Below are 24,572 nucleotides of genomic sequence, written 5' to 3'. Positions count from 1 at the left end.
AGGGAAACAACGTCCTAGGACCTCGGTCCTAATTTCTTCGCTAACTCGGGCAAATCCCCATTTAACCCCAAAGCTCGCTTAATAAACTGCGTTTTGATCCCCGGTAGGGTTGCGGCAGCCATTAAACCAATGCCACGAAACAGCTTCTTCGCTGGGTTGTCACCTGAGAAAATATCGCGAAAGCCCTGCATCGCTGTGATCATTTGTGCAGCTTCCGCTTTACGCCAGCGTTCAAAGGCGCGCAGGTTGGCTTTCTCGCCAATGTCTTTGCCTTCATCGTGCAAACGCACCAGTTCTTGCGCCAGCGTGGTGGCATCTAACAGACCAAGATTGACACCTTGGCCCGCTAACGGGTGAATGGTGTGGGCTGCATCGCCCACCAAGGCAACGCGTTCAACGACAAAGTCGCGCGCATAACGCATTTTCAAGGGGAATGCGGCGCGATCACCTTCGACTGAACAAAGACCAAGTCGCGTATCGAAGGCGGCAGTGAGTGATTTGTTAAAGTCTTCATCCGACATGGTGCATCGTTGGTCGGCTTGCTCTGGTGATTGCGACCAAACAATGGAACAAAGATGTGGGTCAGAAAGAGGTAGAAAGGCCAGAGGGCCGTCTGGTGTGAAGATCTGACGTGCCACACCATCGTGAGGCTCTGTGGTGCGTATGTTGGCAACCAGAGCGCTGTGGCCATAGTCCCAATGTGTGAGTGGGATAGAGAGCTGATTTCTCACCCAAGAATTCGCACCGTCTGCACCCACCACCAATTTAGCGGTAATGGCGTTGCCGGAATCCAAGGTTAGCCATGCTTCGGTTTCACCGAACATCATGGAGGCGCATTTATCTGGGCAGAATAGAGTCACATTGTGTTGCTGCTTGATGCGTTCAAACAATGACAGTTGGATAACGCGGTTTTCGACGATATAGCCTAGGTTCGGCTGACCCATGTCCATGGCATCAAAATCGATGGCGCCAAAGCTGTCTTGTTCCCACACTGACATTTTTTGATAAGGGCTACTGCGACGAGCAAGAATGCCTTCCCAAGCGCCAATATTTTTTAGGATATTTTCACTCGCGCGGCTCAGAGCTGAAACGCGAAGGTCGGGCAGGGCATTTAATTCAGGCTCAGGTTCTTTGCCTTCAATGATAGCAATTCGAAGGTCGCTATCAGCCAAAGCTGCCGCTAAAGTTAACCCCACCATGCCGCCGCCAATGATGGCGATATCTACATTTGTCATTTTCATTATCGTTCTACCAGTCCCATCGCTCGTTGCAGCAATGGCGCTTTTAATCCGCTAAAGACGGACATGGCCGCCAGCCCTAAATTGCGCCCAAGGATAAGCGGCGCAGACGTGTTGGAAAAGCCGTGCACAAGGCCAGAGGTCATGGCAACAGTCGCATCCCTATCGGGTTCTCGACGTTGTAGATAGCGCTGCAGCAATGCCATGTCGCCGCAATCTTGTTGTTCGTTGTGTGCGCGAGCAATTTCTTCTGCCAAGGTGATGACATCACGAAGCCCAAGGTTAAAGCCTTGTCCCGCAATAGGGTGCAAGGTTTGCGCGGCATTGCCGACAGCCGCGAAACGGTGGCTGATCAGTTGCGTGGCTTGGCGCAAAATCAGCGGATAGCTGTTTCGCTGTCCAACATGCAATAGCTTACCAAGACGCCAACCAAAGATGGCTTGGAGCTTGTCTGCAAACGCGTGATCAGACAGCTCGATAAGTGCAGGGACATCCTGTGGTTTGACGCACCAAACTAAAGAGCTTCGCCCTTCAGACATCGGCAATAAAGCCACGGGACCTGATTCAGTGAAACGCTCGAACGCTTTGCCCTGATGCGGTAAAGATGTCGTGATATTGGCAATCAGTGCCACTTGTTCAAAATCATGCTCGTGGCGGGAAATTCCAACCATGTCGCAGCATGAAGAGAGTGCGCCGTCGGCGGCGACCATCAACTTAGTGGTGAGCGTTTGCCCGTCGTTGAGCGTAAGAGTGACTTTGTCGGTCGCACGGGTAATGTCAGTGACAAACGCAGGGCAAAACAGTGAGATATTTTTCGCCTGACTCAGCGATTTATGGAATACGCGTCCCGCATCAGCAAGTTCAATAACGTTTCCTAAAAACGGCAGTCCTTCCTTGTCGGCGTGCATTTCAGTGAATCCAAAATGGCCTCGGTCGGAGACGTGAATGGTATTGATGGCGGTAGCAAATGGCGCCACGCCATGCCATACGCCGATTTGGTCGAGCAATTGGCAACTGCCGTAGGAAAGGGCAATGCTTCGGGCGTCATACCCCGGGTGAGTATTATCGGGGATGGCCGCTTCGACCACTGCCACAGAAAGCTTTGCTTGCGTTAAGCGCTCAATGGCCAGAGCGAGTGTCGCACCGGCCATCGCACCACCTGCGATAACAACATCATATGAGTGTGTTGACGGCGCTGTTGCATCCATTCGTTGCCAATCTCCAGCCATTATTGGGGGCTAATGCGTGACGTGTTGAGCGCTGAGTGCGAGTATCTAGTCTCAGTGCAGTGTTGGCGTTTTGTCTTCATCATCTTGTGACTTGATGCCAAGGTCGGCATGCAGTGTCATGGCGCAGACACGGACGTGCTCAATCACTTGCTCAAGCAATACCGCTTGTTCTTCCATGTCATCGTCTTCGTCGATACCCAGTTGTGCAATTTCAGCCAGGTCGGCGAGTACTTCTTTGGCATCTTCTGACAATTTTCCCGCCGTGACACCCGCCAGGCCGACACCTGCGATGAAAGCATTAACCCACTCAGACAGCGCATCACCACGGTCGAGTAGCACAGTGTTCTCGTCGGGTAACAGTGGTTCGAAGTCCATTTGACCCGCGGAAAGCTGTTTGTGTGCGATACCTAGTGAAGTCGCTGCCAATGTTTTTGATTCATGAGGCCAGCCTTCACCTTCGTTGGTGTAGTCATAAAGCATTGGCATCCAATTGCCCAGCTCTGGATCGAGTCCGCCGCATAACATGCCACATAGTAGACCCTGCATTTCAGCCGGAGTAACGGCTAAACTGTCAGATTTAAGTGTGGTAGCAATGTTGCTGTATTCGGGTAAAGTTACTTGAGTCACGAGGGCCACCTTGGATGCCATTAATTTCAAGCCGTATGCTACCACTTAGCGCAATGGCACTGAACATCTCAACCAAAAAAGTCCATGCATGACCACGGAATCGTGGGTGAGAAATTAAAAATAGCTCTGATTTTCATCACATTGACGACTTTTCGTCTAAACAGTACGTCGAGAGACGCAAGACATTAGGATAAACTTGCAGTTTAATCTTCCATTTTCTATAGTTTGTGCCCGTTACGTCAGGGTGCGACATCGCGCTTTGAAGGGAGCTCTAAAAGATTATGACTACGCAGGCTGTTGAAATTCGAATCCTAGGCAAGACAATGCGCGTTAACTGTCCGGCGGGTCAGGAAGAAGCATTGATTGAAGCGGCGAACGACTTTGATCAGCGGTTGCATGAATTGTCCGGGCGCACTAAAGTAACGAATACAGAGCAGTTGCTCACCATCGCGGCGCTTAACGTCTGTTACGAACTGTTAGCAGAGCGACAGCAAGGCGTCGACGAAAAGAATGAAATGGAACAGCGCATCACGCTGTTGCAAAAAACGATTGAAGAGGCGTTGTTAAAACACAGCGCATCAAAAGCCTAAGGGCTTTACCTGTTTGACCCTGGAGTGTTCGTCAGTGGATCTGAGTCCCTGAGCCGATAAGCAAATCTAAGGGTGAGTTGTTACAGGCTTTTGTGCAAGCTCGGCTCGTACCGAGAAGCCTACGGTCTGTTCTGCCCATCCGCCTTGAACCGCAGGGTTCAAGGGCGTAAGATTCCCAACGGCACTCTGGGGCCTTCCCCACAAAATACACACCGCGATACGGCAAGGACAGCCGATGCAAGCGACAGCTTCCGAACAGCGAAATTCGCTGCGCAAACATATCCGAAGCCAACGCCGTGCACTGACGGCACAAGCGCAAACCGATGCTTCGGCTGCGCTTCTGTTGCGCTTTCAGCAATCCGACGCAGTAAAAAGCGCCACCCATATCGCTTTGTATCTCGCTGTTGATGGCGAGCTTGATACCGCCCCACTCATCGAGTATTGCTGGGCGCAAGGCAAGTCGGTTTATCTTCCCGTGATCCACCCATTCAGCAAAGGGCACTTGCTCTTTCTTCGCTATCATCCGCAATCGACACTTGTTGCCAATCGTTACGGCATTCTTGAGCCCAAGCTCGATGTGCGTGATGTGTTGCCCGCTGAAAAACTGGATCTGATTTGCACGCCACTGGTCGCGTTCGATCAAAGCGGACAGCGCTTAGGCATGGGCGGCGGCTATTATGATCGCACACTGGCTCCGTGGTATGAGACCCGACAAGGCGCACGACCTTTAGGGGTTGCGCATGATTGTCAGCAAGTGGATGCCTTACCTATTGAGGTGTGGGACGTACCACTGCCTGAGATCTTGACGCCATCTAGGCACTGGCAATGGTCGATCTGACACGATCACCATTGATCGATAAGAACGAGATCTGGGTACGCAAAAATCCCCACCTTAACGAGACAGATCTGTATAATCGGCCTCGCGTTTTTCCCCCTTATTTAGCAGGAGATCCTCATGACTCAGGATGAAATGAAGAAAGCGGCTGGCTGGGCTGCGTTGGAATATGTCACCAAAGGCAGCATTGTCGGTGTTGGCACTGGCTCAACCGTTAATCACTTCATCGATGCCCTTGAAACCATGAAAGAGCAAATAAAAGGTGCAGTGTCGAGCTCTGTCGCATCGACTGAGCGTCTTGAGAAGATCGGAATCCAAGTGTTTGATGCCAACGAAGTGGCGAGTTTGGATATCTACGTGGATGGTGCGGACGAAATCAACCCTGGCAATGACATGATCAAAGGCGGTGGTGCAGCATTAACTCGCGAGAAGATCGTCGCAGCTCTTTCTGATAAATTCATCTGCATTATTGATGACACCAAAAAGGTTGATGTACTGGGTCAATTCCCATTGCCTGTTGAAGTGATCCCAATGGCGCGTTCTTATGTGGCGCGTGAGCTGGTTAAACTTGGCGGTGACCCTTGCTACCGTGAAGGTTGCACCACGGATAACGGCAACATGATTCTGGATGTGCACAACCTTCAAATCACCAATGCCAAAGAACTCGAAGATAAAATCAATGCGATTGCAGGTGTTGTGACCGTTGGTTTGTTTGCAAACCGTGGCGCTGACGTCGTGCTGGAAGGCACACCGAACGGTGTCGTAAAAAGCTAAATTTTCTTTGGCGAGCAAACCCTTAGCATTTCACTTTTTTTGATGTGAAAGCCAAACGTTTGCGTGCAAGAAACTCAATAAGTTAGCGGCGTCTCTGAGACGCCGTTTTTTTTCGCTTTTATAACGTAATATTCTTACCCTTTCGGATAACTTTTTGTTACCTTAGTCACTAATTATGAGGGGTTGATACGTTTTTTTGGTTGAAAATCATTCAACCGGCCAGAGTTTTGATCGCAGCCCCCAGCCACTTGGATGGCGTAACCAATTTTTGTAATTCTGGTTTGTTTTTAAGGATGAGAACCGCATGGCTAAAGTGTCGCTTGAAAAAGACAAAATAAAAATCCTTCTTCTTGAAGGCGTTCATCCCACAGCAATAGAAGTGTTGCAAGGCGCTGGCTATAGCAATATTGAATATCATAAAGGGTCATTGGCAGGTGAGGAACTTGAAGCCGCCATTGCTGATGCTCACTTCGTCGGTATCCGTTCTCGTACTCAGCTCACTGAGAAAGTGTTTGAAAAGGCAAAGAAACTGGTCGCTGTCGGCTGTTTCTGCATTGGTACAAACCAAGTCAATCTCAACGCGGCTGCAAAGCGTGGTATCCCTGTATTTAACGCCCCATTCTCTAACACCCGCAGTGTTGCTGAGTTAGTACTTGGTGAAATCCTATTGTTGCTTCGCGGCATTCCAGCGAAGAACGCTAAGGCACACCGTGGTGAGTGGATGAAATCGGCGGATCAATCGTTCGAGGCGCGCGGCAAAAATCTTGGCATCATCGGTTACGGTCATATTGGTACTCAGTTGGGTATTTTGGCGGAAAACCTCGGTATGCGTGTTTTCTTCTACGATATTGAGAGCAAACTTTCATTGGGAAATGCTCAACAAGTCGGCTCCATGTCAGAACTGCTTAACAAAAGCGACGTGATCACTTTGCATGTGCCTGAAACAGTATCCACTCAAGATCTTATGGGTAGCGAAGAGTTCGCGCGCATGAAGCCAGGCGCTGTGTTCATTAATGCCGCTCGCGGTACGGTGGTTGATATCGACGCACTTTGCGGCGCACTGGAAAGCGGTCACATCGGCGGTGCAGCGATTGACGTATTCCCAACGGAGCCAAAAACCAACAGCGACCCGTTTACGTCGCCGTTGCAGGCATTCGACAATGTTATTTTGACGCCGCACATCGGTGGTTCTACACAAGAAGCGCAGGAAAATATCGGCATCGAAGTCGCGGGTAAAATGGTGAAGTACTCAGACAATGGTTCAACGCTGTCTTGTGTTAACTTCCCAGAAGTATCACTGCCTGAGCACAGCGGTACATCACGCCTGCTGCACATTCACCAGAACAAACCGGGTATTTTGACCAAGATAAATACCATCTTTGCAGAAGAAGGCATCAACATTGCTGCTCAGTATCTGCAAACTAATGCTGAGTTTGGCTATGTTGTGATCGACGTCGAAACTGAGCATTCTGAAAAGGCATTAAAGAAACTGAAAGCGATCGATGGCACCTTGCGTGCACGTATCCTTCACTGATTGACGCGTTTGCCCCCCTCAAACCGTCTTTCTCCCATGAAATAAGGCCGCAGTCATTGCGGCCTTATTTTTTGTCTTTTTAAACCCTTAGATGGCTTAGATGGGCGTTATTCGCCGAGCGCGTACACCACATTCACGCGATCTGTGATGGTGATTTCTGCATCTTGATAAGTGGCGTTGACATCAGCAGTGGCTTCAGCCATTCGCATCATAACAGGGCGAATTGGCGTTTGATCGACGTAGCGAATTTCCCATACGCCTGCCAAGGTTTCACCAAATCCATTTGCGAGTGACTTTGCTTTCGCTTGCGCATCAGCAATGGCAGCCATGCGAGCTTTTTCTTTCAACTCCGATTCCTTGCTCGAAGAAAAAGAGATGCCATTGACGCGATTCAGGCCATCAGCCAATGCCCCGTCCAATAAGCGATTTAGGTTAGCGAGGTCTCGAACTGTTACTGTCACGGAGCGACTTGCACGATAACCTGTGAGTTTAGGCTCGCTGTTTTTGGGGTAGCTGTATTGAGGTTGCAGCGAGAGGTTGGCACTTTCGATATCTTTCTTGTCTATGCCCATTTTTTTAAGGCGTTCAAGCAAGGCGGCAATCGCATCGTCAGACGCTTTTTTTGCGGCTTGTGCTGATGTGCGATTAAGGGATACAGCCACATCAATATTTGCCATGTCTGGCATAGCAACCACTTCGCCAATACCCACGGTTTCTAAATGCGGAAAGTCAGGTGATGCGGCAGAGGTGAAAGGAGAAAGGGCGATAGTTGCCCCGAACACTGTGGCTATTAGATGCTTTTTCATACGAATGCTTCCATTTTGTCTATTTCAACACGATTTGACCGCAAGAGTCTCTGGATTATCCCTAACGGAAGAAAGAATGTAGCGTGGGTTAAGGAAAAACGGCTCGAGCGTAACTTAAGCATGCTTTTGTCATTTTCGCCAGTATGCCGCTTTCGGTGGCAAAGTGATGCCAATAGAGGTGGCGTGTCACCCCATCTCCGGGGCATAAGTCGATAAGCTCGCCGTTTGCCAATTCCTGTTCAATTTGAAGTTTAGGGATCAAGCAATACGCCACGCCGAGTTTTGCCATATTGACGAAAGCGTCGGATGAACGAACCATGTGGCTACGCCAGCCTACAGTCGGCAGATTGAATCGTTCAGAAACAAACTGCGTGTGCATATCGTCGAAGCGATCAAATACCACAGCAGGTGCTTTACTCACTGCTTGGGCATTGAGTCCATGAGGGAAATACTGTGCCTTGAACGCGGGTGTACAAACACAGACGTACTCCATGGTTCCCAGTTTTGGCGCAACACAGCCTTGAAGTGGTGAGGGCTCCGTGCTGATGGCAATCACGGCTTCACCTGCGCGAAGGCGATTCAGCGTTCGGCTTTCGTCATCCACAATCAAATTGATTTCTAAAGACTGCGCTTTCATCAGCGGTGCCAATGCGGGTAGCAACCATGTGGCAAGGCTGTCAGCATTGGTAGCGATAGGGACCGTGATAGCAACGGATGAGCCGTCGGGCGTGAGTTCAGGGAGTAATTCTTTTTCCAGCAGTTGAAGTCGGCGATAGAGCCCCAGCAGTTTTTTCCCAATAGCGGTGGGTTGAGGCGGAGATTCCCGCACTAAAACTGGCTGTGCGACAAACTTTTCTAATTGCTTAATGCGCTGTGAGACGGCGGATTGCGTCACAAACAACGCTTCCGCCGCTTTATCAAAACCACCATGGGCAATAACGGCATCCAAGGCTTCTACCCAGCGATAATCCAATCCTTTCATGATAACCATATTAGTTAGTCTTATTTATCATTAAAATTATTAGATTTACTTACTTTTGTCATCCCTCTAATTTTACCTCTCTCGTACTAGCGATAAATAAAACATAGGATGTATCAAAATGAGCAGTGGCATAGTGCTTCAAGGGTTCGGGTTAGGATTGAGCATGATTGTGCCAATTGGGGCGCAGAATGCATTTGTACTGAACCAAGGGATCCGCAAACACCACCATGTGGCTGTGGCAACCATCTGTTTTATTTGCGATGCGCTATTGATCCTTCTTGGTGTGTTTGGTGGCGGCGCGATGTTAGCGAACAATGAGATTTTGCTGAATGTCGTGACCTTAGGCGGCGTTGCGTTTCTTCTCACTTACGCGTTTCAATCGCTGAGACAAGCATGGCGGGCTCAAAATGACGATGCTTCTAGTGCATCAACATCAACATCAGCAACAGCCAATAAAACCCTACTCTCTGTTATCTTAGGCGCGTTAGCCGTGACACTACTCAATCCACATGTGTATCTCGACACCGTGGTGGTACTTGGCTCAATTGGCGGCCAGTTTGAACCCTCGCAACGCAATGCATTTGCGATTGGCACCGTGCTTGCTTCGCTCGTTTGGTTTTATGGAATTGCGCTTGGCGCTGCCAAATTATCACCCGTATTATCGAAACCGCGTGTGCGTCAGGTGATAGACGTGCTTGTTGCTGCGATGATGATCTATGTGGCGTATCTGCTCATGCAAAAATGGATGATGAATTGGGAGGGATAATGTCGCAAACACTCGACGAGATAATGAAGAAGAACATCGCACTGATGACCGCATGTGATGTTGTTTATCAGCAATGGGAGCATGAACCTATTTTAGATTTCGATACGGACGAACGTGTAGGAGAACGACTAGGTTGGACGGCGACGCCCACAAAAAGCTTGTTTCTGTCGTTTAAGTCGGGCGGACATGCCTTATTGCTCACCCATAAAGACGCACGCCTCGACAGCAAAAGCGTGAAGGCCTTGATGGGGAAACGCCCCTCGATTGCATCGAATGAAGAAATGATCGCCACTTTGGGGTGTGTCCCAGGTGCAGTGTGTCCCTTTGGATTACCCGAGCATATCCCATTGTTGGTTGATGATACGCTGTTTGGTTTTGATACTTTAATGTATACGCCAGGTCCCCCAGAATTTACGTTTGCGTTTGCCGCGAAAGATCTCCCCGTTCTCCTCTCTGCATTACCTAATCCTATTCACCTTCTTGGACAGCCAGCGGATGCGTGATGGCCTCGTTACTGAGGTAAGCCGTTAATAAATCGCTCGATACTGTCCAATATGTTGATATTCACACGTTTGTCGTTGCCATTGCTGGTGTGGCAATGACGAATGTGGGAATATTGCTATCCTCTATACATAATATTTCTGGGCGGCGCAGGTAAGCGGCGCCATATCTGGGTTGCGTCATGGTGAGGAAAACGCGATGCGAATGCTGACAGTCATGCTGATCGTATTGTTCGGATGGCTTCAATATCACCTTTGGTGGGGCAAAAACGGGATGGAAGAATATCTCGACGTTAGCGCAGTGACTGAGTTGACAGCTCAAGCTAACGACAAGCTAAACCAACGCAACCAACAGATGTTCGCAGAAATTGCAGACCTCAAACGCGGGCAAGAAGCGATTGAAGAGCGTGCCCGTAATGAACTCGGCATGATAAAACCGGGAGAAACGTTCTTCCGCATTGTGAGTGACTAACGTACTCCCCTTATAAAACGAAGAGAATCATGACAACCCCGGCAAGTAATGAAAATCAATGCTCGCCTCGCTCCGTCGTTTCTGATGTTGTTGCCATTGTGCCAGCAGCAGGCGTGGGTAAGCGCATGGGCGCAGCCTGTCCCAAACAATATCTCACCATTGGCAATAAAACCTTATTAGAACACACAGTGCATTACTTACTTGATCACCCCAAGGTGTCAAAAGTGGTGATAGCAATTGGTGCGGAAGATGAATGTTTTCATTCAACGTCGCTGGCTGATGATGATCGGGTAGTGGTGACAATTGGTGGTGCAGAGCGTGCAGATTCGGTCTTAGCAGGGCTTAACGCCACTCATGCCGAATGGGTGATGGTGCACGATGCAGCAAGGCCATGCGTTCGTCATGAAGACATTGATGCGCTTATTGAAGCGGCAACATCTCATGCAGATGGCGCATTGCTCGCCTCGCCAGTGCGAGACACGATGAAACGAGCAAATACCGAGGGTTGCGTTGATCATACAGTGTGCCGTGAGCAGCTTTGGCATGCACTTACACCACAAATGTTTCGACGAGATCTATTACTAACGGCATTACAGCGTGCGCTTGAGCAATCATTGGCCGTGACCGATGAAGCATCAGCCATCGAGTTTGCGGGTGGCACACCTAAGTTAGTCGTCGGCCACGCAGACAATATTAAAGTCACCCAGCCAGAAGATTTGGCACTCGCCGCATTTTTCTTAACGCAACGATCCTAGCTGGGATAGACCTCAAGAGGACAAACAATGATGCGTATTGGACACGGTTTTGACGTACACAAATTTGGCGGAGAAGGCCCAATTGTCATTGGTGGCGTTAAGATCCCTTATGAGCAAGGCTTGATTGCGCACTCCGACGGCGATGTGGCACTTCATGCCCTTTGTGACGCCTTGCTTGGTGCGATTGCATCAGGCGACATTGGTCGTCACTTTCCGGACACAGATGCGGAGTGGGAAGGCGCGGATAGCCGTTTTCTGCTGCGCGACGTTTACGCAAAAGTGAAGGCAAAAGGATATGTTATCGGTAATCTTGATGTGACCATCATGGCGCAAGCACCTAAAATGGCACCGCACATTGATGCCATGTGTGCAGCGATTGCCGACGATCTCGAAACGGATATCAGTAACGTTAATGTGAAAGCGACCACCACTGAACGACTAGGTTTTACAGGGCGCAAAGAAGGCATCGCCTGTGAAGCTGTCGTTATTATCCGTAAGGAATCTCATGACTGATGTAATGACATCGTTGGCCTACCTGAACGGTAAACCAACCGCGACAGGTCGCTTGAAAGCAAAACCTGAGCACTTTTTCGTCAGCGAAACGCTTGATTTTACCCCCGCAGGACATGGCGAGCATTTCCTTGTTCGTATCCGTAAAATTGGCGAAAACACCAAGTATGTTGTCAATGAATTGGCAAAAGCGTGTGGGGTGAAATCTCGTGATGTGAGCTGGGCGGGATTAAAAGACCGTCATGCCGTCACTGAACAATGGTTTAGTGTGCATCTTCCAGGTCAACCTGACCCCGATTTGACTGAATTTCTCGAAACCCATGAAGGGATCGATGCAATTCTAGAGACCACTCGCCACGACAAAAAACTGCGTCCCGGTGATTTGATTGGCAATCGCTTCTCGTTAGTGATCACAGATTTTGATGGTGATGATGCGATCGAAGCGCGTCTTGTCAGCATCCGCGACAAAGGTGTACCAAACTACTTTGGCAGCCAACGTTTTGGCCGTAATGGGAACAATGTCGTCGCGGCGCGTGAATGGGGCCAAGACAAAATCCGCGTGCGTGATAAAAGCCAACGCAGTTTCTATTTGTCAGCAGCTCGCTCGTACTTGTTTAACTTGGTGTTGTCAGCACGAATTAAGCAGGACATGGCGCATACACCAATGCGTGGCGACATGCTGATCGATGACACCGATCACTTGAAAATGGCGCTGGAAATCAATAAAGCTAATGAGCTTCTCGAAAAAGGCATTTGGCAAATCTCGGGCCCGATGACTGGCGATAATGCGCTGCCGACTGAAGCTGACGCACGTAAATTTGAGCAGGCCATTATCAACCAAGAGCCGGACTTGTTAGCTGTTATTCGCAGCAACCGTATGCGACACGATCGCCGAGCATTGATGCTCTTCCCGCAAGATATGGCATGGACTCACGATGAAGGAACACTGACAGTGTCTTTCTCGCTACCTGCAGGAAGCTTTGCCACGGCTGTGATGCGAGAGCTTATTCAAGACACAACGGATGGAGAGTCTGATGCACATATTGATCAGTAATGACGATGGTGTGTTTGCTGAAGGCATTAATGTGCTGGCGGAAACCTTATCTGAAATAGCGACGGTCACCGTTGTCGCACCGGATCGTAATCGTTCAGGTGCATCGAACTCGCTGACATTGGAAAGCCCGCTGCGCATTCGGGAAATCGCTGAGCGTCGTTATGCAGTGCAAGGCACGCCGACAGATAGCGTGCACATGGCATTAAATGCGCTGATCAAAGAAAAAGTCGATTTTGTCGTCGCGGGCATCAATCACGGTGCAAATTTGGGCGATGACGTACTTTATTCGGGCACTGTTGCTGCGGCAACAGAAGGCTTTTTCCTTGGCGTGCCTGCGATAGCGGTCTCCCTTTGTGGTTCCACACATTTTCATACAGCCGCACAAGTGGTAAAAAAAGCAGTGCTGTTGGATCAACACAACCCATTGCCGCGTAACCGCATTTTAAATATTAACGTGCCTGATTGCCCGCTAGACGAATTGAATGGCTGGCAGGTGACGCGTCTTGGTGCGCGACATCGTGCAGAAGACATGATCGAAGAAACCGATCCGCGTGGGCAACCTATATTTTGGATTGGTCCTCCTGGCGCTAAACAAGATGCAGGTCCGGGTACAGATTTCCATGCCATTGAAAACAAATGTGTCTCTTTGACGCCTTTACAGGTCGATCTAACAGCGCATGATACGCTGGATACGCTGTCTCAGTGGGCAACATACGCAACGGAACAATAAAGGTGACATTGGTGAATTACTCGCATTCACTTATTCAACTACTTCGACAACAAGGGATTGCAGACCAACGTGTGCTCAATGCTATTGAGCGTTTGCCTCGTCATCTCTTTGTTTCTGAAGCAATGGCTCATCAAGCCTATGACAACAACGCGTTGCCGATAGGCTTTGGTCAAACGATTTCACAGCCATATATTGTGGCAAAGATGACAGAGCTCTTAACGCTGGATTATGACAGTCGTGTATTAGAAGTAGGAACGGGGTCGGGCTTTCAGACATGTGTGCTAGCGCAACTGGTTGAGCATGTTTATTCCGTGGAGCGAATTAAGCAGCTTCAAATGGTCGCGAAGCGCCGTTTTAAACAGCTTGAGCTCTACAATATATCAACAAAACATGGTGATGGATGGGAAGGTTGGGCAAGTAAAGGTCCGTTTGATGCCATCCTTGTTACCGCGGCTGCAGCCAGTATGCCTAGGGCGCTTTGCGAGCAGCTCGCAGAGGGTGGAACCCTTATCGTGCCTGTCGGCGAGACCGATCAGACGCTTTACAAAGTCACCCGTATTGGTGATGAATTTGAAACAACAGCAATTGAAGCGGTACGTTTTGTCCCATTAGTTGCTGGTGATTTGGCTTAGGTAAGTATTTGTGGAAGGGGTTTCAATTCAGTTGAAAATACTGGTTTTTCTTTCTGTGTTGGGATTTTTGTCCGCGTGCTCAATATCAAGCCCCGCACCTGTTTCGAGTGTGGGTCCTGACTATGGCGATGTAGAGCGGGGAAGCTACCGCGGCAGCTATTACAAGGTGCAGAAGGGCGATACCTTGTACTACATTGCTTATGTCACGGACCGAGATGTTAAAGAAATTATCAGCGCCAATAAGCTCACGTCCCCCTATACTATTTTCCCTGGTCAGAAACTAAATCTCTGGCAGGAGAAGTACGTCCCGCCTACGTATGGCAAGAAAAGCGACATTCCTATTGCACCGATAGTTGTCGCCCCAGCAGTAGTCGCGACAGCGCCAGTTGTTGCTTCTAAGGCGCCAGTTGTACCTACAGGATCATCTGCTAAATCGGACAAAGATAAACAAAAATACGCTTCGCAAAAAAAGTCTGAGTCTAGTTCACAAAATAAGAAAAATGTTGAACAGCAAAAAGTGAAGGAGTACAGTCGACCTGTAACAAAAAACAAACCATCTGTTGATAAATCTGCAAATAAGTCGTCAGGAGCACCGAAAGCAATAAGTTGGCAATGGCCAGTGAGCGGACGGGTAGTTTCGGGATTTTCCAGCTCAGAGCTTGGAAATAAAGGCGTCGATATAGCAGGTAAACGTGGGCAGAGCATCAGTGCTTCTGCTGACGGCAAGGTGGTTTATGCGGGCAATGCGCTACGCGGTTATGGGAATTTGATCATCATAAAACATAACGATGATTATTTAAGCGCTTATGCACACAACGACCGCATATTTGTGTCAGAACGCCAGAGCGTCAAGAAGGGGCAAAAAATAGCGTCAATGGGCAGCTCTGGTACAAACAGTGTCCGGTTGCATTTCGAGATTCGTTACAAAGGAAAATCGGTGAATCCGTTAAGGTATCTGCCGAAGCGGTAAACCGAGACAGATTTTGCTGTACTGTCTTGCTGCTACGCCAAAATTGGGAGGCGCTATGGGTCAGAATAATACTGCAAAGAAAGTCGATGACTTGGTCGTTGAAGAAGCTGAAATCGAGCAAATAGAGCTTGATGCTGACGCTGAAGCTGAAAAGTCTGAAAAAGCTGAAAGCGTTGAAGAGTCGGTATCCTTCTCTGCATCCTCTAAAGCATTGGATGCTACTCAACTTTATCTAAGCGAAATTGGTTACTCTCCTCTGCTAACGGCAGACGAGGAAGTGCTGTACGCACGTCGTGCACTTCGTGGTGATGAAGCCGCTCGAAAACGTATGATCGAAAGTAACCTCCGTTTGGTGGTTAAGATCTCTCGTCGTTACTCTAACCGCGGTTTGGCTCTGCTGGATCTGGTGGAAGAAGGTAACTTGGGACTGATTCGTGCGGTTGAGAAGTTCGATCCAGAACGTGGTTTTCGTTTCTCTACTTACGCAACGTGGTGGATCCGTCAGACGATAGAACGCGCGATAATGAACCAGACTCGTACTATTCGCCTGCCTATTCATGTCGTGAAAGAGCTAAATGTCTACCTACGTACTGCACGTGAGTTGGCACAAAAACTTGATCATGAGCCCACAGCAGAAGACATTGCACTGCAACTTGATAAGCCTGTTGAAGACGTTAACCGTATGTTGCGCCTTAACGAGCGTATCAGCTCAGTCGATAACCCTATCGGCGGTGATTCAGAAAAAGCGCTTTTAGATATCATCCCTGATGAGAAAGAAGGCGGTCCTGAAACCACCACGCAAGACGATGACATGAAAAAGTCTATCGTTCATTGGCTGCAAGAATTGAACCCGAAACAACGCGAAGTGTTAGCACGCCGCTTTGGATTGCTGGGTCATGAAGCATCAACATTGGAAGATGTTGGTCGTGAGATCGGATTGACACGTGAACGTGTGCGTCAAATCCAAGTGGAAGGTTTACGTCGCCTGCGCGATATGTTGACTCACCAAGGTTTGAACATTGAATCCTTGTTCAATACTGAGCACTAAACACTTCTCTTCTTATTTCTCGTTTCTAAGTGTTTAGTTAAAAGCCCCGTTTGGGGCTTTTTTGTGTCTGGTGGCGCCATACCTACCCGTCAGGTTATAGAAGGGCTTTCAGTCGATAAAGCGCGTCGAGTGCTTGTCGTGGTGTTAGGTTATCGGGCTCGATATCCGCCAACGCCTTTTCGGTCTCGCTCAGCTCAGGAAGAAGCGAAAGTTGAGCGGCAGATGTTGGCTTAACGGATTCACCTGTCACTACCTCATGCCCACTTGCTTCTAATTGACGAAGTTTGTTTTTCGCGCGCTGAATGACGGTTTTAGGTACGCCAGCAAGACCAGCAACCGCCAATCCATATGACTTGCTTGCCGCGCCTTCTTGAACGGCGTGCATGAAGGCAATCTCATCACCATGTTCAACCGCATCAAGGTGAACATTGACCAAGCCTTCAACTTGACCTGAGAGCTCAGTCAGTTCGAAGTAGTGGGTGGCGAATAACGTCATGGCTTTGAGCCTTTCAGCTAACCATTCTGCACTTGCCCACGCGAGCGATAAGCCATCATAGGTGCTGGTGCCGCGACCGATCTCATCCATCAATACCAAGCTGTTCTCGGTGGCGTTGTGAAGGATGTTTGCGGTTTCGGTCATCTCAACCATGAACGTTGAGCGACCAGAGGCCAGATCGTCCGATGCGCCAATACGCGTGAAAATACGATCCACAGGACCAAGAGTCACGCCCTCTGCAGGCACGTAAGAGCCGATATGTGCCAAGAGAGTGATCAGTGCTGTTTGGCGCATGTACGTTGATTTACCGCCCATGTTAGGGCCAGTAATGATCAACATGCGGCGATCGGGACGTAATGATGTTGGGTTTGCAATAAACGGCGCATCTAAAACCTGCTCAACCACAGGGTGGCGACCACCAACAATGTCGATACCACGCTTTTCGGTAAGTGTCGGGCGACAATAATTTAGCGTTTCTGCGCGCTCTGCAAGGTTCGCCATCACGTCGAGTGTAGATAGTGCATCAGACACGCGCTGTAGCGTTTCGAGATGCGGCAACAGCTTGTCGAACAACTCTTCCCACAACTTTTTCTCTAGTGCTAACGCTTTAGACTTGGAATTGAGGACTTTGTCTTCATGCGCTTTTAACTCAGGGATAATGTAGCGCTCCGCATTTTTCAGCGTTTGGCGGCGCACATAGTGCGGAGGCACTAAATGGCTTTGACCTCGGCTGACCTGAATAAAGAAACCATGAACCTGATTGAAGCCGACTTTGAGGGTATCAATGTTGTGCTGTTCACGTTCACGGCGTTCAAGTTCTTCCAAAAAGCGAGTTGCGCCGTCCGCCAGTTCGCGCCATTCATCAAGCTCTGCGTTGTATCCTGGGGCAATAACACCACCATCACGGATCACAACAGGTGGTGCTTCCACAACGGCTTCTACCAATAACTGAACCAGATCGGGCATTGGCTCGCTTGCTGCTTTGAGCGGTGCAATCGCACAGTCATCTACTTCAGTGAGCAAGGTTTCAATTTCAGGCAATTGCTGCAATGCGCCGCGTAGTCTTGCCATATCACGTGGACGAGCAGACCGAAGCGCCAAGCGCGCCAGGATACGTTCCATATCTCCAACAGGATGCAGCGTCGTTGCCAAATCAGAATAAATCCCGGTATCTTTTAAAACAGTGATGGCATCAAGGCGAGCATTGACGGTGACAAAGTCACGCATGGGTTGGTGCAGCCAGCGTTTGAGCAAGCGACTTCCCATCGGGGTGGTGGTTTTGTCTAGTATGGATGCGACGGTATTTTCAAAGCCGCCTGATAAATTTTGTGTCAGTTCGAGATTACGGCGCGTTGCAGCATCTAAAATAACGGTATGGTCTTTGTTCTCTTTGACCAAAGCACGAATATGCGGCAATGCGGTGCGCTGCGTGTCTTTCACGTATTGCATTAAGCAACCGGCAGCAGCGAGACCCAGTGAGCAGTCTTCAACGCCAAAGCCAATTAAATCTCGCGTGCCAAACTGTTGATTAAGCTGCTGCTTAGCTGTTTCGACATCAAACTCCCAAATTGGGCGTCGACGACTGCCTTTGCACATGGCGGTCAGCGCGGGGAACGAAAAATCTTCAGGATAGAGTAATTCGGCGGGGCGGGTACGCTGAAGTTCAGCCTGCATTTCTTCTTCTGTCGCAGGCTCACTTAATAGAAAACGCCCTGACGTAATATCGAGCGTGGCATAACCAAAACGCTCACCGTGGGCAAAGATAGACGCAACTAAATTATCAACACGTTCGCTGAGTAAGGCTTCATCAGAAACGGTGCCTGGTGTGATAATTCGCACTACTTGGCGATCAACTGGCCCTTTGCTGGTGGCTGGGTCACCGATTTGCTCACAAATCGCTGCAGATTCTCCGAGCTGAACCAGACGTGCGAGGTAGCCTTCGACAGAATGATAAGGAACACCAGCCATAGGAATAGGTTCGCCAGCAGAGGCACCACGCTTGGTCAGTGATATATCGAGCAATTGAGAAGCTCGCTTGGCATCGTCAAAGAACAATTCGTAGAAATCACCCATACGATAGAAAAGAAGTTCTTCAGGATGCTGCGCCTTAATTCTAAGGTATTGCTGCATCATTGGCGTGTGAGTAGCGAGTGCTTGTACTGTCACGTTCTGGCCTGCAAAATTACAAAGGTAAGAGAAGGGAACAAGGATACGTGAATCGCGGTGAAAGGGTAAAGTATCGATATCGCGATGACTGGAAGATGATGAAAAATATGACCGTCAGAGGGAAGCATGGAACAGTTAGTGAAATTGGCGACACAAATTGGTGAACGGCTTAATGATAACCAACAGACGGTGACCACTGCAGAGTCATGCACAGGCGGTGGTATTGCTTACATGCTGACAGAGATTGCGGGTAGTTCTGCGTGGTTTGAGCGCGCGTTTGTCACTTATAGCAATGACGCGAAACATGACATGGTAGGCGTGTCGCAAGAGACGCTGGTCGCCCATGGTGCAGTGAGTGAAGAGGTTGCCGCTCAAATGGCAGAAGGAGCGCTAAAGGCCGCAAGTGCTGATTTCGCACTCGCGGTTACGGGGATAGCCGGGCCAACAGGTGGCAGTGACGAGAAGCCTGTTGGCATGGTGTGTTTTGGTTGGGCAACCAAGAAAGGGGTGGTAACGGAGACTTGTTTGTTTGACGGAACACGCTATGACATTCGTAGAAACACTATCGCCCACAGTTTGTGCCGTTTGCTCAGTTACCTAGAAGCAGAAAAATAAGAGACGCGACACGAAAGCAAAGAAAAAGTTTACACAGGGCTAGACACTGTATAAATGGACAGTATACTTAGCCTCATTAGCGAACAGTTATCTGAACGAATATTGCTTCCGTTGGAGAATCAAATGGACGACAACAAACAGAAGGCATTAGCCGCGGCCCTAGGCCAGATCGAGAAACAATTTGGTAAAGGATCGATCATGCGCCTAGGCGACGATCGCACCATGGATATTGATACCGTATCAACCGGTTCATTGTCACTGGATATCGCGCTGGGAGCGGGTGGCTTGCCGTTCGGTCGTATTGTTGAAATCTACGGTCCTGAGTCTTCAGGTAAAACAACGTTGACGCTGCAAGTCGTGGCGGAAGCGCAGAAAATTGGTAAGACTTGTGCATTTATCGATGCAGAGCATGCGCTTGACCCTGTCTATGCGGGCAAGTTAGGTGTAGATATCGATAACCTTTTGGTTTCACAACCAGATACCGGTGAGCAGGCGCTGGAAATTGCTGATGCATTGACTCGCTCAGGCGCTGTTGACGTTATCATCATTGACTCCGTTGCTGCATTGACGCCTAAAGCTGAAATCGAAGGCGAAATGGGTGACTCTCACATGGGTCTGCAAGCGCGTATGCTTTCTCAAGCCATGCGTAAGCTGACTGCTAACATCAAAAACAGCAACACCTTGATGATTTTCATCAACCAGATTCGTATGAAGATTGGTGTGATGTTTGGCAACCCAGAAACCACGACAGGTGGTAACGCACTGAAATTTTATGCATCTGTTCGTCTTGATATCCGCCGTATTGGCTCTATCAAAGAAGGCGACGAGATTGTTGGTAATGACACCCGCGTAAAAGTCGTGAAGAACAAGATTGCAGCACCGTTTAAACAAGCTGAATTCCAAATTATGTACGGCGAAGGTATCAACCTTTATGGCGAACTGATCGACTTGGGCGTTAAGCACAAGCTGGTTGAGAAAGCAGGTGCATGGTATAGCTACAACGGCGACAAGATTGGTCAAGGTAAGTCGAATTCTTGTAAATACCTAAAAGAGAACTCACACCTTGCTGAAGAGCTAGATAAAAAGCTGCGTGCAATGTTGCTGAGCAATGGTAAAGAAGAAAGCGCAAAAGAAGATGCTAAGCAACCAGAAGGCGAAGCATTCTGAGTCTAAGCGCCAGAGAATTAGCGGTGGGCATGCTTGCCCGCCGTGATCATTCTGAACTGGAGCTTCGCCAAAAATTGGCGAAGAAACAGTGCCCACCAGAAGACATAGATATTGCCATCGAGCATTGCCATTACCATGGTTGGCTAGATGACAAGCGTTTTGCCGAAGCGACGCTACGCCATGGTGTGGCAAAAGGACATGGCTGGCAACGCATTTGCTTTGATGCCAAACGTAAAGGTATCACCACGCCTATGCTAGAAGCAGCGCAAGAAAATCAACAACATGACTGGTATGAGTTAGCGAAAGAACTCGCGATTCGTCGCTTTGCTGACCTAGACGGTTTTTTCCCCGATGTTGATTTTAAACAGCGTGCAAAGTGGACCCGATATCTACAAAGTCGCGGTTTTAGCTTCGATCAAATCAACTACGCATTCTCAAAAGAAAGTTAAAACCCCCTCATTCTTCACTCGCACTGCGAGCTATCTTGTTTCTGCCTCTTTTCGCCACAGGTTAGGTTGTTTACAATAAGCAGCAATTGACTCTGGTAATTTCGCTGTTAACGGCGATTTAGTTACTACCACAACTCCAATTTCAGGATTAGCCAATGTACATGAGCACCGACGAGGTTCGCACAGCGTTTCTCCAATTCTTTGAAAGCAAAGGGCACACCATCGTGCCTAGCTCATCGCTTGTACCTGCAAACGACCCAACGCTGTTGTTTACAAACGCAGGTATGAACCAGTTTAAAGATTGCTTCCTTGGCGCAGAAAAGCGCGCCTATACGCGTGCCACGTCATCACAACGCTGTGTACGTGCAGGTGGTAAGCATAATGACCTGGAAAATGTCGGCTTCACTGCCCGTCACCACACGTTTTTTGAAATGCTGGGTAACTTCAGCTTTGGTGACTATTTCAAAGAAGACGCGATTGGTTACGCCTGGGAGTTTCTGACTGATGTTCTGAAGCTACCTAAAGATCGCTTGATGGTAACGATATACGAAACAGATGACGAAGCATTCGCACTCTGGAACGAGAATATCGGTATCCCAGCGGATCGCATCGTACGTATTGGTGACAAGGAAGGCGGTAAAGCGTTTGAGTCAGATAACTTCTGGCAAATGGGCGATACCGGTCCTTGCGGCCCATGTACTGAAATTTTCTACGATCACGGCGATCATATCTGGGGCGGTCCTCCGGGCTCACCGGAAGAAGATGGTGACCGTTTTATCGAGATTTGGAACAACGTATTCATGCAGTTTAACCGTCATGCTGATGGCACGATGGAGCCACTGCCAAAACCATCTGTAGATACAGGTATGGGTATTGAGCGTATCGCTGCGATCATGCAGGGCGTTCACTCAAACTATGAAATCGACATCTTCCAAACGTTGATCAAATCAGCGGCAGATGTGATTGGTTATGAAGATTTGTCTAACCAGTCTCTACGCGTTGTGGCGGACCACATTCGTTCATGTGCGTTTTTGATTGTTGATGGTGTGATGCCATCAAACGAAGGCCGCGGCTATGTGTTGCGTCGAATCATCCGTCGCGCTGTTCGTCACGGTAACAAGCTAGGCGCGAAAGACGCATTCTTCTTCAAGCTAGTGGGTCCTTTGGCTGAGATCATGGGCACCGCAGGCGAAGAGTTGAAGAAGCAACAAGCTTTGGTTGAGAAAGTCCTGAAGATTGAAGAAGAAAACTTCGGTCGCACACTGGATCGCGGTATGGCGATTTTGGACGATGCACTAGAAGGCTTGAAAGGCGATGTTCTTGATGGCGAAACGGTATTCAAGCTTTACGATACCTATGGCTTCCCTGCTGACTTAACCAACGATGTTGCGCGTGAGCGCGGTCTAACCATCGATGAAGAAGGCTTTGAAGCTGCGATGGAAGCGCAACGTCAACGTGCACGTGAAGCTGGCCAGTTTGGAACCGACTATAACGCGGTTATTAAAATTGAAAGCGATTCTGCGTTCACCGGTTATGGTGAAACAGAAGGCCGTGGCTTGATCACTGACATCTTTGTTGATGGCTTGGCAACGGACACGCTGGCAAATGCCGATGAAGCTGTGATCGTTCTTGACCAAACACCATTCTATGCAGAATCGGGCGGTCAAAGTGGTGATGCAGGCTTCCTGATGACAGATGCTGGCAAGTTTGAAGTGCTTGATACGCAGAAGTTCGGCGCAGCAATTGGCCATCGCGGTAAGCTTGTTGATGGCGTGCTGACGGTTGGTGATAGCGTTGAAGCAAAAGTAAACGCAGAACGCCGTCAGGCGATTGCACTCAATCACTCAGCAACGCACCTCCTTCACGAAGCACTACGTATCGTACTTGGTGACCATGTGCAGCAGAAAGGCTCTCTGGTTCGCGCTGAAGGTCTGCGTTTTGATTTCTCTCACCTAGAAGCAGTGAAGCCAGAAGAACTACGAACGGTAGAAGCGCTGGTTAACGAGCAAATCCGTCGTAACCATGACGTTAGCACTGAGTTGATGGATATTGAGTCTGCGAAAGCAAAAGGCGCAATGGCACTGTTCGGCGAGAAATATGATGAGCAGGTTCGTGTCCTGAGCATGGGCGATTTTTCTATCGAACTTTGCGGTGGCACACACGCCAATCGTACCGGTGATATCGGTATGCTGAAAATTACCTCTGAAGGTGGCATTGCAGCAGGCGTGCGCCGTATTGAAGCGGTAACGGGTAAAGGAGCAGAAGACGCCTTTTATCGCCAGCAGCAGGAGTTCACTCAGAAAGTGAGCGACTCTCAAACCCGTGCGAAAGCACTGGAAAAAGAGATCCAACAACTGAAAGAAAAACTGGCCGCGCAAGAAAGCGCAAGCTTGATCAACAATGTAAAAGATATCAATGGTATCAAAGTGTTGATCTGTAAGTTGGATGGCGCGGATAACAAAGCACTACGCACCATGGTTGATGATCTGAAAAACCAAATGGGCAGTGGTGTTGTGTTCCTTGGCAATGTCGCTGATGACAAAGTCGGTCTGATTGCCGGTGTTACCAAAGACTTGGTAGGCAAAGTCAAAGCGGGTGAGTTGGTCAATATGGTTGCTCAGCAAGTCGGTGGCAAAGGCGGTGGTCGCCCAGATATGGCACAAGCCGGCGGTACGGATGTTGCGGCGTTGCCTGATGCGCTAGACACGGTTACGCCGTGGCTGACAGAGCGTCTGTAAGGCATATAAGCACTGTAAAATCTGTGTAAAGAAAGGCTTCCCTTGGAAGCCTTTTTTGTCCCTATTATTTGTACAGTTTATTCTTTGCACTTTTATTTGAACTCTGTATAGTGCATCGCCTTAAAGTAGGTGAGGCTTTTAAGTAAAGTCTTATACATCGGAATTTTGTTCCGAGAGGGCGAACTTTCTTTGCTGTGCAGTATCTTACAAGGTGAACTTCTGTGCACAGGAGTCACAATGTCTGGATTCGATCGCTAAATTCTCATTGGCAAACTGGAGTTGGTCAGAGAAATAAGCCATATTGAAAAACCGTAAAGGCGCTGTATAGCTGTTTCGGTTGCCTGTAAAGGATGCTCGCAAGGAAGGAAGATGTTGATTGTCCATCTCGGAGCTTGAGCTGCCGCGTGAGTTTGCTTCGTGCAGTAAGAAGACCAAACACTCAACTAAGAAGAAAGTTGTAATTACTCAAGGAGTAGAAGAATGCTGATTTTGACTCGTCGCGTTGGTGAAACGCTGATGATTGGTGATGAAGTTACAGTAACTGTACTGGGTGTTAAAGGTAACCAAGTACGTATCGGTGTGAACGCGCCTAAAGAAGTATCTGTTCACCGTGAAGAGATCTACATGCGTATTCAGGCTGAAAAAGGCAATCCAACGCCGACCACTGGTAATTTCTAAGCTTAACGCAGTCGTATTTACAAAAGGCCGATTATTTCATCGGCCTTTTTGCTAAAGGCAGGTTGTTCATTTAAAACGCAAATGGATGCTTTTGTGTTCACCGAACAGCGCGACTGGCGGAGAAGTGTGCAAACGCACCGTGTTTGCAGCTTTTTCCAGATAAAGTGTTTGACATATTTTCGTCTCAAAGTAATATGTGCCTCCGCAAGAC

The 24,572-nt window shown here is 48.9% G+C and carries 26 protein-coding genes and 1 other RNA gene; 20 read left to right on the top strand and 7 right to left on the bottom strand.

Annotation, left to right across the window (positions count from 1 at the left end; all coding sequences use genetic code 11):
* Positions 1-14 precede the first annotated feature (14 nt).
* The 3 genes from A1OO_RS12690 to A1OO_RS12680 all read right to left on the bottom strand — a co-directional run bounded on the left by A1OO_RS12690 (position 15) and on the right by A1OO_RS12680 (position 3,094).
* Positions 15-1,241, bottom strand: coding sequence for an FAD-dependent 2-octaprenylphenol hydroxylase (locus A1OO_RS12690; protein WP_017003244.1), 1,227 nt, complete (start codon positions 1,239-1,241; stop codon positions 15-17).
* Positions 1,241-2,446: a 2-octaprenyl-6-methoxyphenyl hydroxylase gene (gene ubiH / locus A1OO_RS12685; RefSeq protein ID WP_017003243.1), complete on the bottom strand. Its 1,206-nt coding sequence runs from the start codon at positions 2,444-2,446 to the stop codon at positions 1,241-1,243. Before ubiH ends, A1OO_RS12690 begins: the two co-directional genes overlap by 1 nt.
* A gap of 72 nt (positions 2,447-2,518) precedes the next feature.
* Positions 2,519-3,094, bottom strand: a complete 576-nt coding sequence (locus A1OO_RS12680; RefSeq protein WP_017007447.1) for a YecA family protein — start codon at positions 3,092-3,094, stop codon at positions 2,519-2,521.
* A 281-nt stretch (positions 3,095-3,375) separates the two neighbouring features.
* Here A1OO_RS12680 and zapA point away from each other — a divergent pair, with 281 nt between their 5' ends.
* From zapA to serA, 5 genes are all read left to right on the top strand, one after another.
* Positions 3,376-3,684 carry a cell division protein ZapA gene (gene zapA / locus A1OO_RS12675; protein WP_016960281.1) on the top strand — a complete coding sequence of 103 codons (309 nt, stop codon included), beginning with the start codon at positions 3,376-3,378 and terminating at the stop codon, positions 3,682-3,684.
* A 13-nt stretch (positions 3,685-3,697) separates the two neighbouring features.
* Positions 3,698-3,881: non-coding RNA, 6S RNA (gene ssrS, locus A1OO_RS12670), on the top strand.
* A gap of 38 nt (positions 3,882-3,919) precedes the next feature.
* Positions 3,920-4,522 (top strand): 5-formyltetrahydrofolate cyclo-ligase, encoded by a 603-nt coding sequence (locus A1OO_RS12665; RefSeq protein WP_017003242.1) that lies wholly within the window; start codon positions 3,920-3,922, stop codon positions 4,520-4,522.
* A gap of 117 nt (positions 4,523-4,639) precedes the next feature.
* Entirely contained in the window at positions 4,640-5,293 is a 654-nt protein-coding gene (rpiA, locus tag A1OO_RS12660; RefSeq protein ID WP_016960279.1) for a ribose-5-phosphate isomerase RpiA, read from the top strand.
* A 304-nt stretch (positions 5,294-5,597) separates the two neighbouring features.
* Positions 5,598-6,827, top strand: coding sequence for a phosphoglycerate dehydrogenase (gene serA, locus A1OO_RS12655; protein ID WP_016960278.1), 1,230 nt, complete (start codon positions 5,598-5,600; stop codon positions 6,825-6,827).
* A gap of 107 nt (positions 6,828-6,934) precedes the next feature.
* Here serA and A1OO_RS12650 read toward each other — a convergent pair whose 3' ends face one another.
* Both A1OO_RS12650 and A1OO_RS12645 read right to left on the bottom strand, forming a co-directional pair.
* Entirely contained in the window at positions 6,935-7,633 is a 699-nt protein-coding gene (locus tag A1OO_RS12650) for an oxidative stress defense protein (protein WP_017003241.1), read from the bottom strand.
* Positions 7,634-7,721: 88 nt separating this feature from the next.
* Positions 7,722-8,624: a LysR family transcriptional regulator ArgP gene (locus A1OO_RS12645; RefSeq protein ID WP_017003240.1), complete on the bottom strand. Its 903-nt coding sequence runs from the start codon at positions 8,622-8,624 to the stop codon at positions 7,722-7,724.
* A 109-nt stretch (positions 8,625-8,733) separates the two neighbouring features.
* On the opposite strand from A1OO_RS12645, the gene A1OO_RS12640 reads away from it, so the two are divergent.
* From A1OO_RS12640 to rpoS, 10 genes are all read left to right on the top strand, one after another.
* Positions 8,734-9,381 carry a LysE/ArgO family amino acid transporter gene (locus A1OO_RS12640; protein WP_017003239.1) on the top strand — a complete coding sequence of 216 codons (648 nt, stop codon included), beginning with the start codon at positions 8,734-8,736 and terminating at the stop codon, positions 9,379-9,381.
* Positions 9,381-9,884, top strand: coding sequence for a YbaK/EbsC family protein (locus A1OO_RS12635; protein ID WP_017003238.1), 504 nt, complete (start codon positions 9,381-9,383; stop codon positions 9,882-9,884). Before A1OO_RS12640 ends, A1OO_RS12635 begins: the two co-directional genes overlap by 1 nt.
* 196 nt (positions 9,885-10,080) lie before the next feature.
* Positions 10,081-10,353, top strand: coding sequence for a cell division protein FtsB (gene ftsB, locus A1OO_RS12630; RefSeq protein ID WP_016960273.1), 273 nt, complete (start codon positions 10,081-10,083; stop codon positions 10,351-10,353).
* A 29-nt stretch (positions 10,354-10,382) separates the two neighbouring features.
* Positions 10,383-11,108, top strand: a complete 726-nt coding sequence (gene ispD, locus A1OO_RS12625; protein ID WP_017003237.1) for a 2-C-methyl-D-erythritol 4-phosphate cytidylyltransferase — start codon at positions 10,383-10,385, stop codon at positions 11,106-11,108.
* Positions 11,109-11,138: 30 nt separating this feature from the next.
* Positions 11,139-11,621 carry a 2-C-methyl-D-erythritol 2,4-cyclodiphosphate synthase gene (gene ispF, locus A1OO_RS12620; protein WP_026023845.1) on the top strand — a complete coding sequence of 161 codons (483 nt, stop codon included), beginning with the start codon at positions 11,139-11,141 and terminating at the stop codon, positions 11,619-11,621.
* Entirely contained in the window at positions 11,614-12,672 is a 1,059-nt protein-coding gene (gene truD, locus A1OO_RS12615) for a tRNA pseudouridine(13) synthase TruD (RefSeq protein ID WP_017003235.1), read from the top strand. The genes ispF and truD overlap by 8 nt, the downstream gene beginning before the upstream one ends.
* Positions 12,653-13,402, top strand: a complete 750-nt coding sequence (gene surE / locus A1OO_RS12610) for a 5'/3'-nucleotidase SurE (RefSeq protein ID WP_016960268.1) — start codon at positions 12,653-12,655, stop codon at positions 13,400-13,402. The genes truD and surE overlap by 20 nt, the downstream gene beginning before the upstream one ends.
* 11 nt (positions 13,403-13,413) lie before the next feature.
* Positions 13,414-14,034, top strand: a complete 621-nt coding sequence (locus A1OO_RS12605; protein ID WP_035008538.1) for a protein-L-isoaspartate(D-aspartate) O-methyltransferase — start codon at positions 13,414-13,416, stop codon at positions 14,032-14,034.
* Between the two features lie 10 nt (positions 14,035-14,044).
* A complete protein-coding gene (locus tag A1OO_RS12600; protein ID WP_016960266.1) occupies positions 14,045-15,004 on the top strand; it encodes a peptidoglycan DD-metalloendopeptidase family protein in 960 nt (319 codons plus the stop codon).
* A gap of 55 nt (positions 15,005-15,059) precedes the next feature.
* Positions 15,060-16,052, top strand: a complete 993-nt coding sequence (rpoS, locus tag A1OO_RS12595; RefSeq protein ID WP_016960265.1) for an RNA polymerase sigma factor RpoS — start codon at positions 15,060-15,062, stop codon at positions 16,050-16,052.
* Between the two features lie 94 nt (positions 16,053-16,146).
* Here rpoS and mutS read toward each other — a convergent pair whose 3' ends face one another.
* A complete protein-coding gene (mutS, locus tag A1OO_RS12590) occupies positions 16,147-18,681 on the bottom strand; it encodes a DNA mismatch repair protein MutS (protein WP_431354958.1) in 2,535 nt (844 codons plus the stop codon).
* Positions 18,682-18,840: 159 nt separating this feature from the next.
* On the opposite strand from mutS, the gene pncC reads away from it, so the two are divergent.
* From pncC to csrA, 5 genes are all read left to right on the top strand, one after another.
* A complete protein-coding gene (gene pncC / locus A1OO_RS12585) occupies positions 18,841-19,329 on the top strand; it encodes a nicotinamide-nucleotide amidase (RefSeq protein WP_016960263.1) in 489 nt (162 codons plus the stop codon).
* 123 nt (positions 19,330-19,452) lie between these two features.
* Positions 19,453-20,496: a recombinase RecA gene (gene recA / locus A1OO_RS12580; protein ID WP_016960262.1), complete on the top strand. Its 1,044-nt coding sequence runs from the start codon at positions 19,453-19,455 to the stop codon at positions 20,494-20,496.
* On the top strand, positions 20,490-20,945 hold the full coding sequence (locus A1OO_RS12575; RefSeq protein ID WP_026023842.1) for a regulatory protein RecX: 456 nt from the start codon (positions 20,490-20,492) through the stop codon (positions 20,943-20,945). The genes recA and A1OO_RS12575 overlap by 7 nt, the downstream gene beginning before the upstream one ends.
* A gap of 155 nt (positions 20,946-21,100) precedes the next feature.
* Positions 21,101-23,683, top strand: a complete 2,583-nt coding sequence (gene alaS / locus A1OO_RS12570) for an alanine--tRNA ligase (protein WP_016960260.1) — start codon at positions 21,101-21,103, stop codon at positions 23,681-23,683.
* A 480-nt stretch (positions 23,684-24,163) separates the two neighbouring features.
* Positions 24,164-24,361, top strand: coding sequence for a carbon storage regulator CsrA (gene csrA / locus A1OO_RS12565; protein ID WP_016960259.1), 198 nt, complete (start codon positions 24,164-24,166; stop codon positions 24,359-24,361).
* Between the two features lie 17 nt (positions 24,362-24,378).
* Here the strand turns inward: csrA and A1OO_RS23685 are convergent.
* Positions 24,379-24,572, bottom strand: a 194-nt coding sequence (locus tag A1OO_RS23685) for a hypothetical protein (RefSeq protein WP_206744159.1), incomplete at its 5' end; no start/stop codon positions are given.

The organism is Enterovibrio norvegicus FF-33 (assembly GCF_000286835.2).
GTDB classification, from domain to species: domain Bacteria; phylum Pseudomonadota; class Gammaproteobacteria; order Enterobacterales; family Vibrionaceae; genus Enterovibrio; species Enterovibrio norvegicus_A.
This window is presented reverse-complemented; position numbering and strand designations above follow the sequence as displayed.

Excerpts from the sequence above, each read along its gene's own strand:
- recA (WP_016960262.1), top strand. The coding sequence starts at position 19,453 with ATGGACGACAACAAACAGAAGGCATTAGCCGCGGCCCTAGGCCAGATC.
- ftsB (WP_016960273.1), top strand. The coding sequence starts at position 10,081 with ATGCGAATGCTGACAGTCATGCTGATCGTATTGTTCGGATGGCTTCAA.
- surE (WP_016960268.1), top strand. The coding sequence starts at position 12,653 with ATGCACATATTGATCAGTAATGACGATGGTGTGTTTGCTGAAGGCATT.
- zapA (WP_016960281.1), top strand. The coding sequence starts at position 3,376 with ATGACTACGCAGGCTGTTGAAATTCGAATCCTAGGCAAGACAATGCGC.
- A1OO_RS12640 (WP_017003239.1), top strand. The coding sequence starts at position 8,734 with ATGAGCAGTGGCATAGTGCTTCAAGGGTTCGGGTTAGGATTGAGCATG.
- A1OO_RS12665 (WP_017003242.1), top strand. The coding sequence starts at position 3,920 with ATGCAAGCGACAGCTTCCGAACAGCGAAATTCGCTGCGCAAACATATC.
- ispD (WP_017003237.1), top strand. The coding sequence starts at position 10,383 with ATGACAACCCCGGCAAGTAATGAAAATCAATGCTCGCCTCGCTCCGTC.
- csrA (WP_016960259.1), top strand. The coding sequence starts at position 24,164 with ATGCTGATTTTGACTCGTCGCGTTGGTGAAACGCTGATGATTGGTGAT.
- A1OO_RS12645 (WP_017003240.1), bottom strand. The coding sequence starts at position 8,624 with ATGGTTATCATGAAAGGATTGGATTATCGCTGGGTAGAAGCCTTGGAT.
- truD (WP_017003235.1), top strand. The coding sequence starts at position 11,614 with ATGACTGATGTAATGACATCGTTGGCCTACCTGAACGGTAAACCAACC.
- A1OO_RS12690 (WP_017003244.1), bottom strand. The coding sequence starts at position 1,241 with ATGAAAATGACAAATGTAGATATCGCCATCATTGGCGGCGGCATGGTG.
- rpiA (WP_016960279.1), top strand. The coding sequence starts at position 4,640 with ATGACTCAGGATGAAATGAAGAAAGCGGCTGGCTGGGCTGCGTTGGAA.
- serA (WP_016960278.1), top strand. The coding sequence starts at position 5,598 with ATGGCTAAAGTGTCGCTTGAAAAAGACAAAATAAAAATCCTTCTTCTT.
- ispF (WP_026023845.1), top strand. The coding sequence starts at position 11,139 with ATGCGTATTGGACACGGTTTTGACGTACACAAATTTGGCGGAGAAGGC.
- ubiH (WP_017003243.1), bottom strand. The coding sequence starts at position 2,446 with ATGGATGCAACAGCGCCGTCAACACACTCATATGATGTTGTTATCGCA.
- pncC (WP_016960263.1), top strand. The coding sequence starts at position 18,841 with ATGGAACAGTTAGTGAAATTGGCGACACAAATTGGTGAACGGCTTAAT.
- A1OO_RS12650 (WP_017003241.1), bottom strand. The coding sequence starts at position 7,633 with ATGAAAAAGCATCTAATAGCCACAGTGTTCGGGGCAACTATCGCCCTT.
- A1OO_RS12635 (WP_017003238.1), top strand. The coding sequence starts at position 9,381 with ATGTCGCAAACACTCGACGAGATAATGAAGAAGAACATCGCACTGATG.
- mutS (WP_431354958.1), bottom strand. The coding sequence starts at position 18,681 with ATGATGCAGCAATACCTTAGAATTAAGGCGCAGCATCCTGAAGAACTT.
- alaS (WP_016960260.1), top strand. The coding sequence starts at position 21,101 with ATGTACATGAGCACCGACGAGGTTCGCACAGCGTTTCTCCAATTCTTT.
- rpoS (WP_016960265.1), top strand. The coding sequence starts at position 15,060 with ATGGGTCAGAATAATACTGCAAAGAAAGTCGATGACTTGGTCGTTGAA.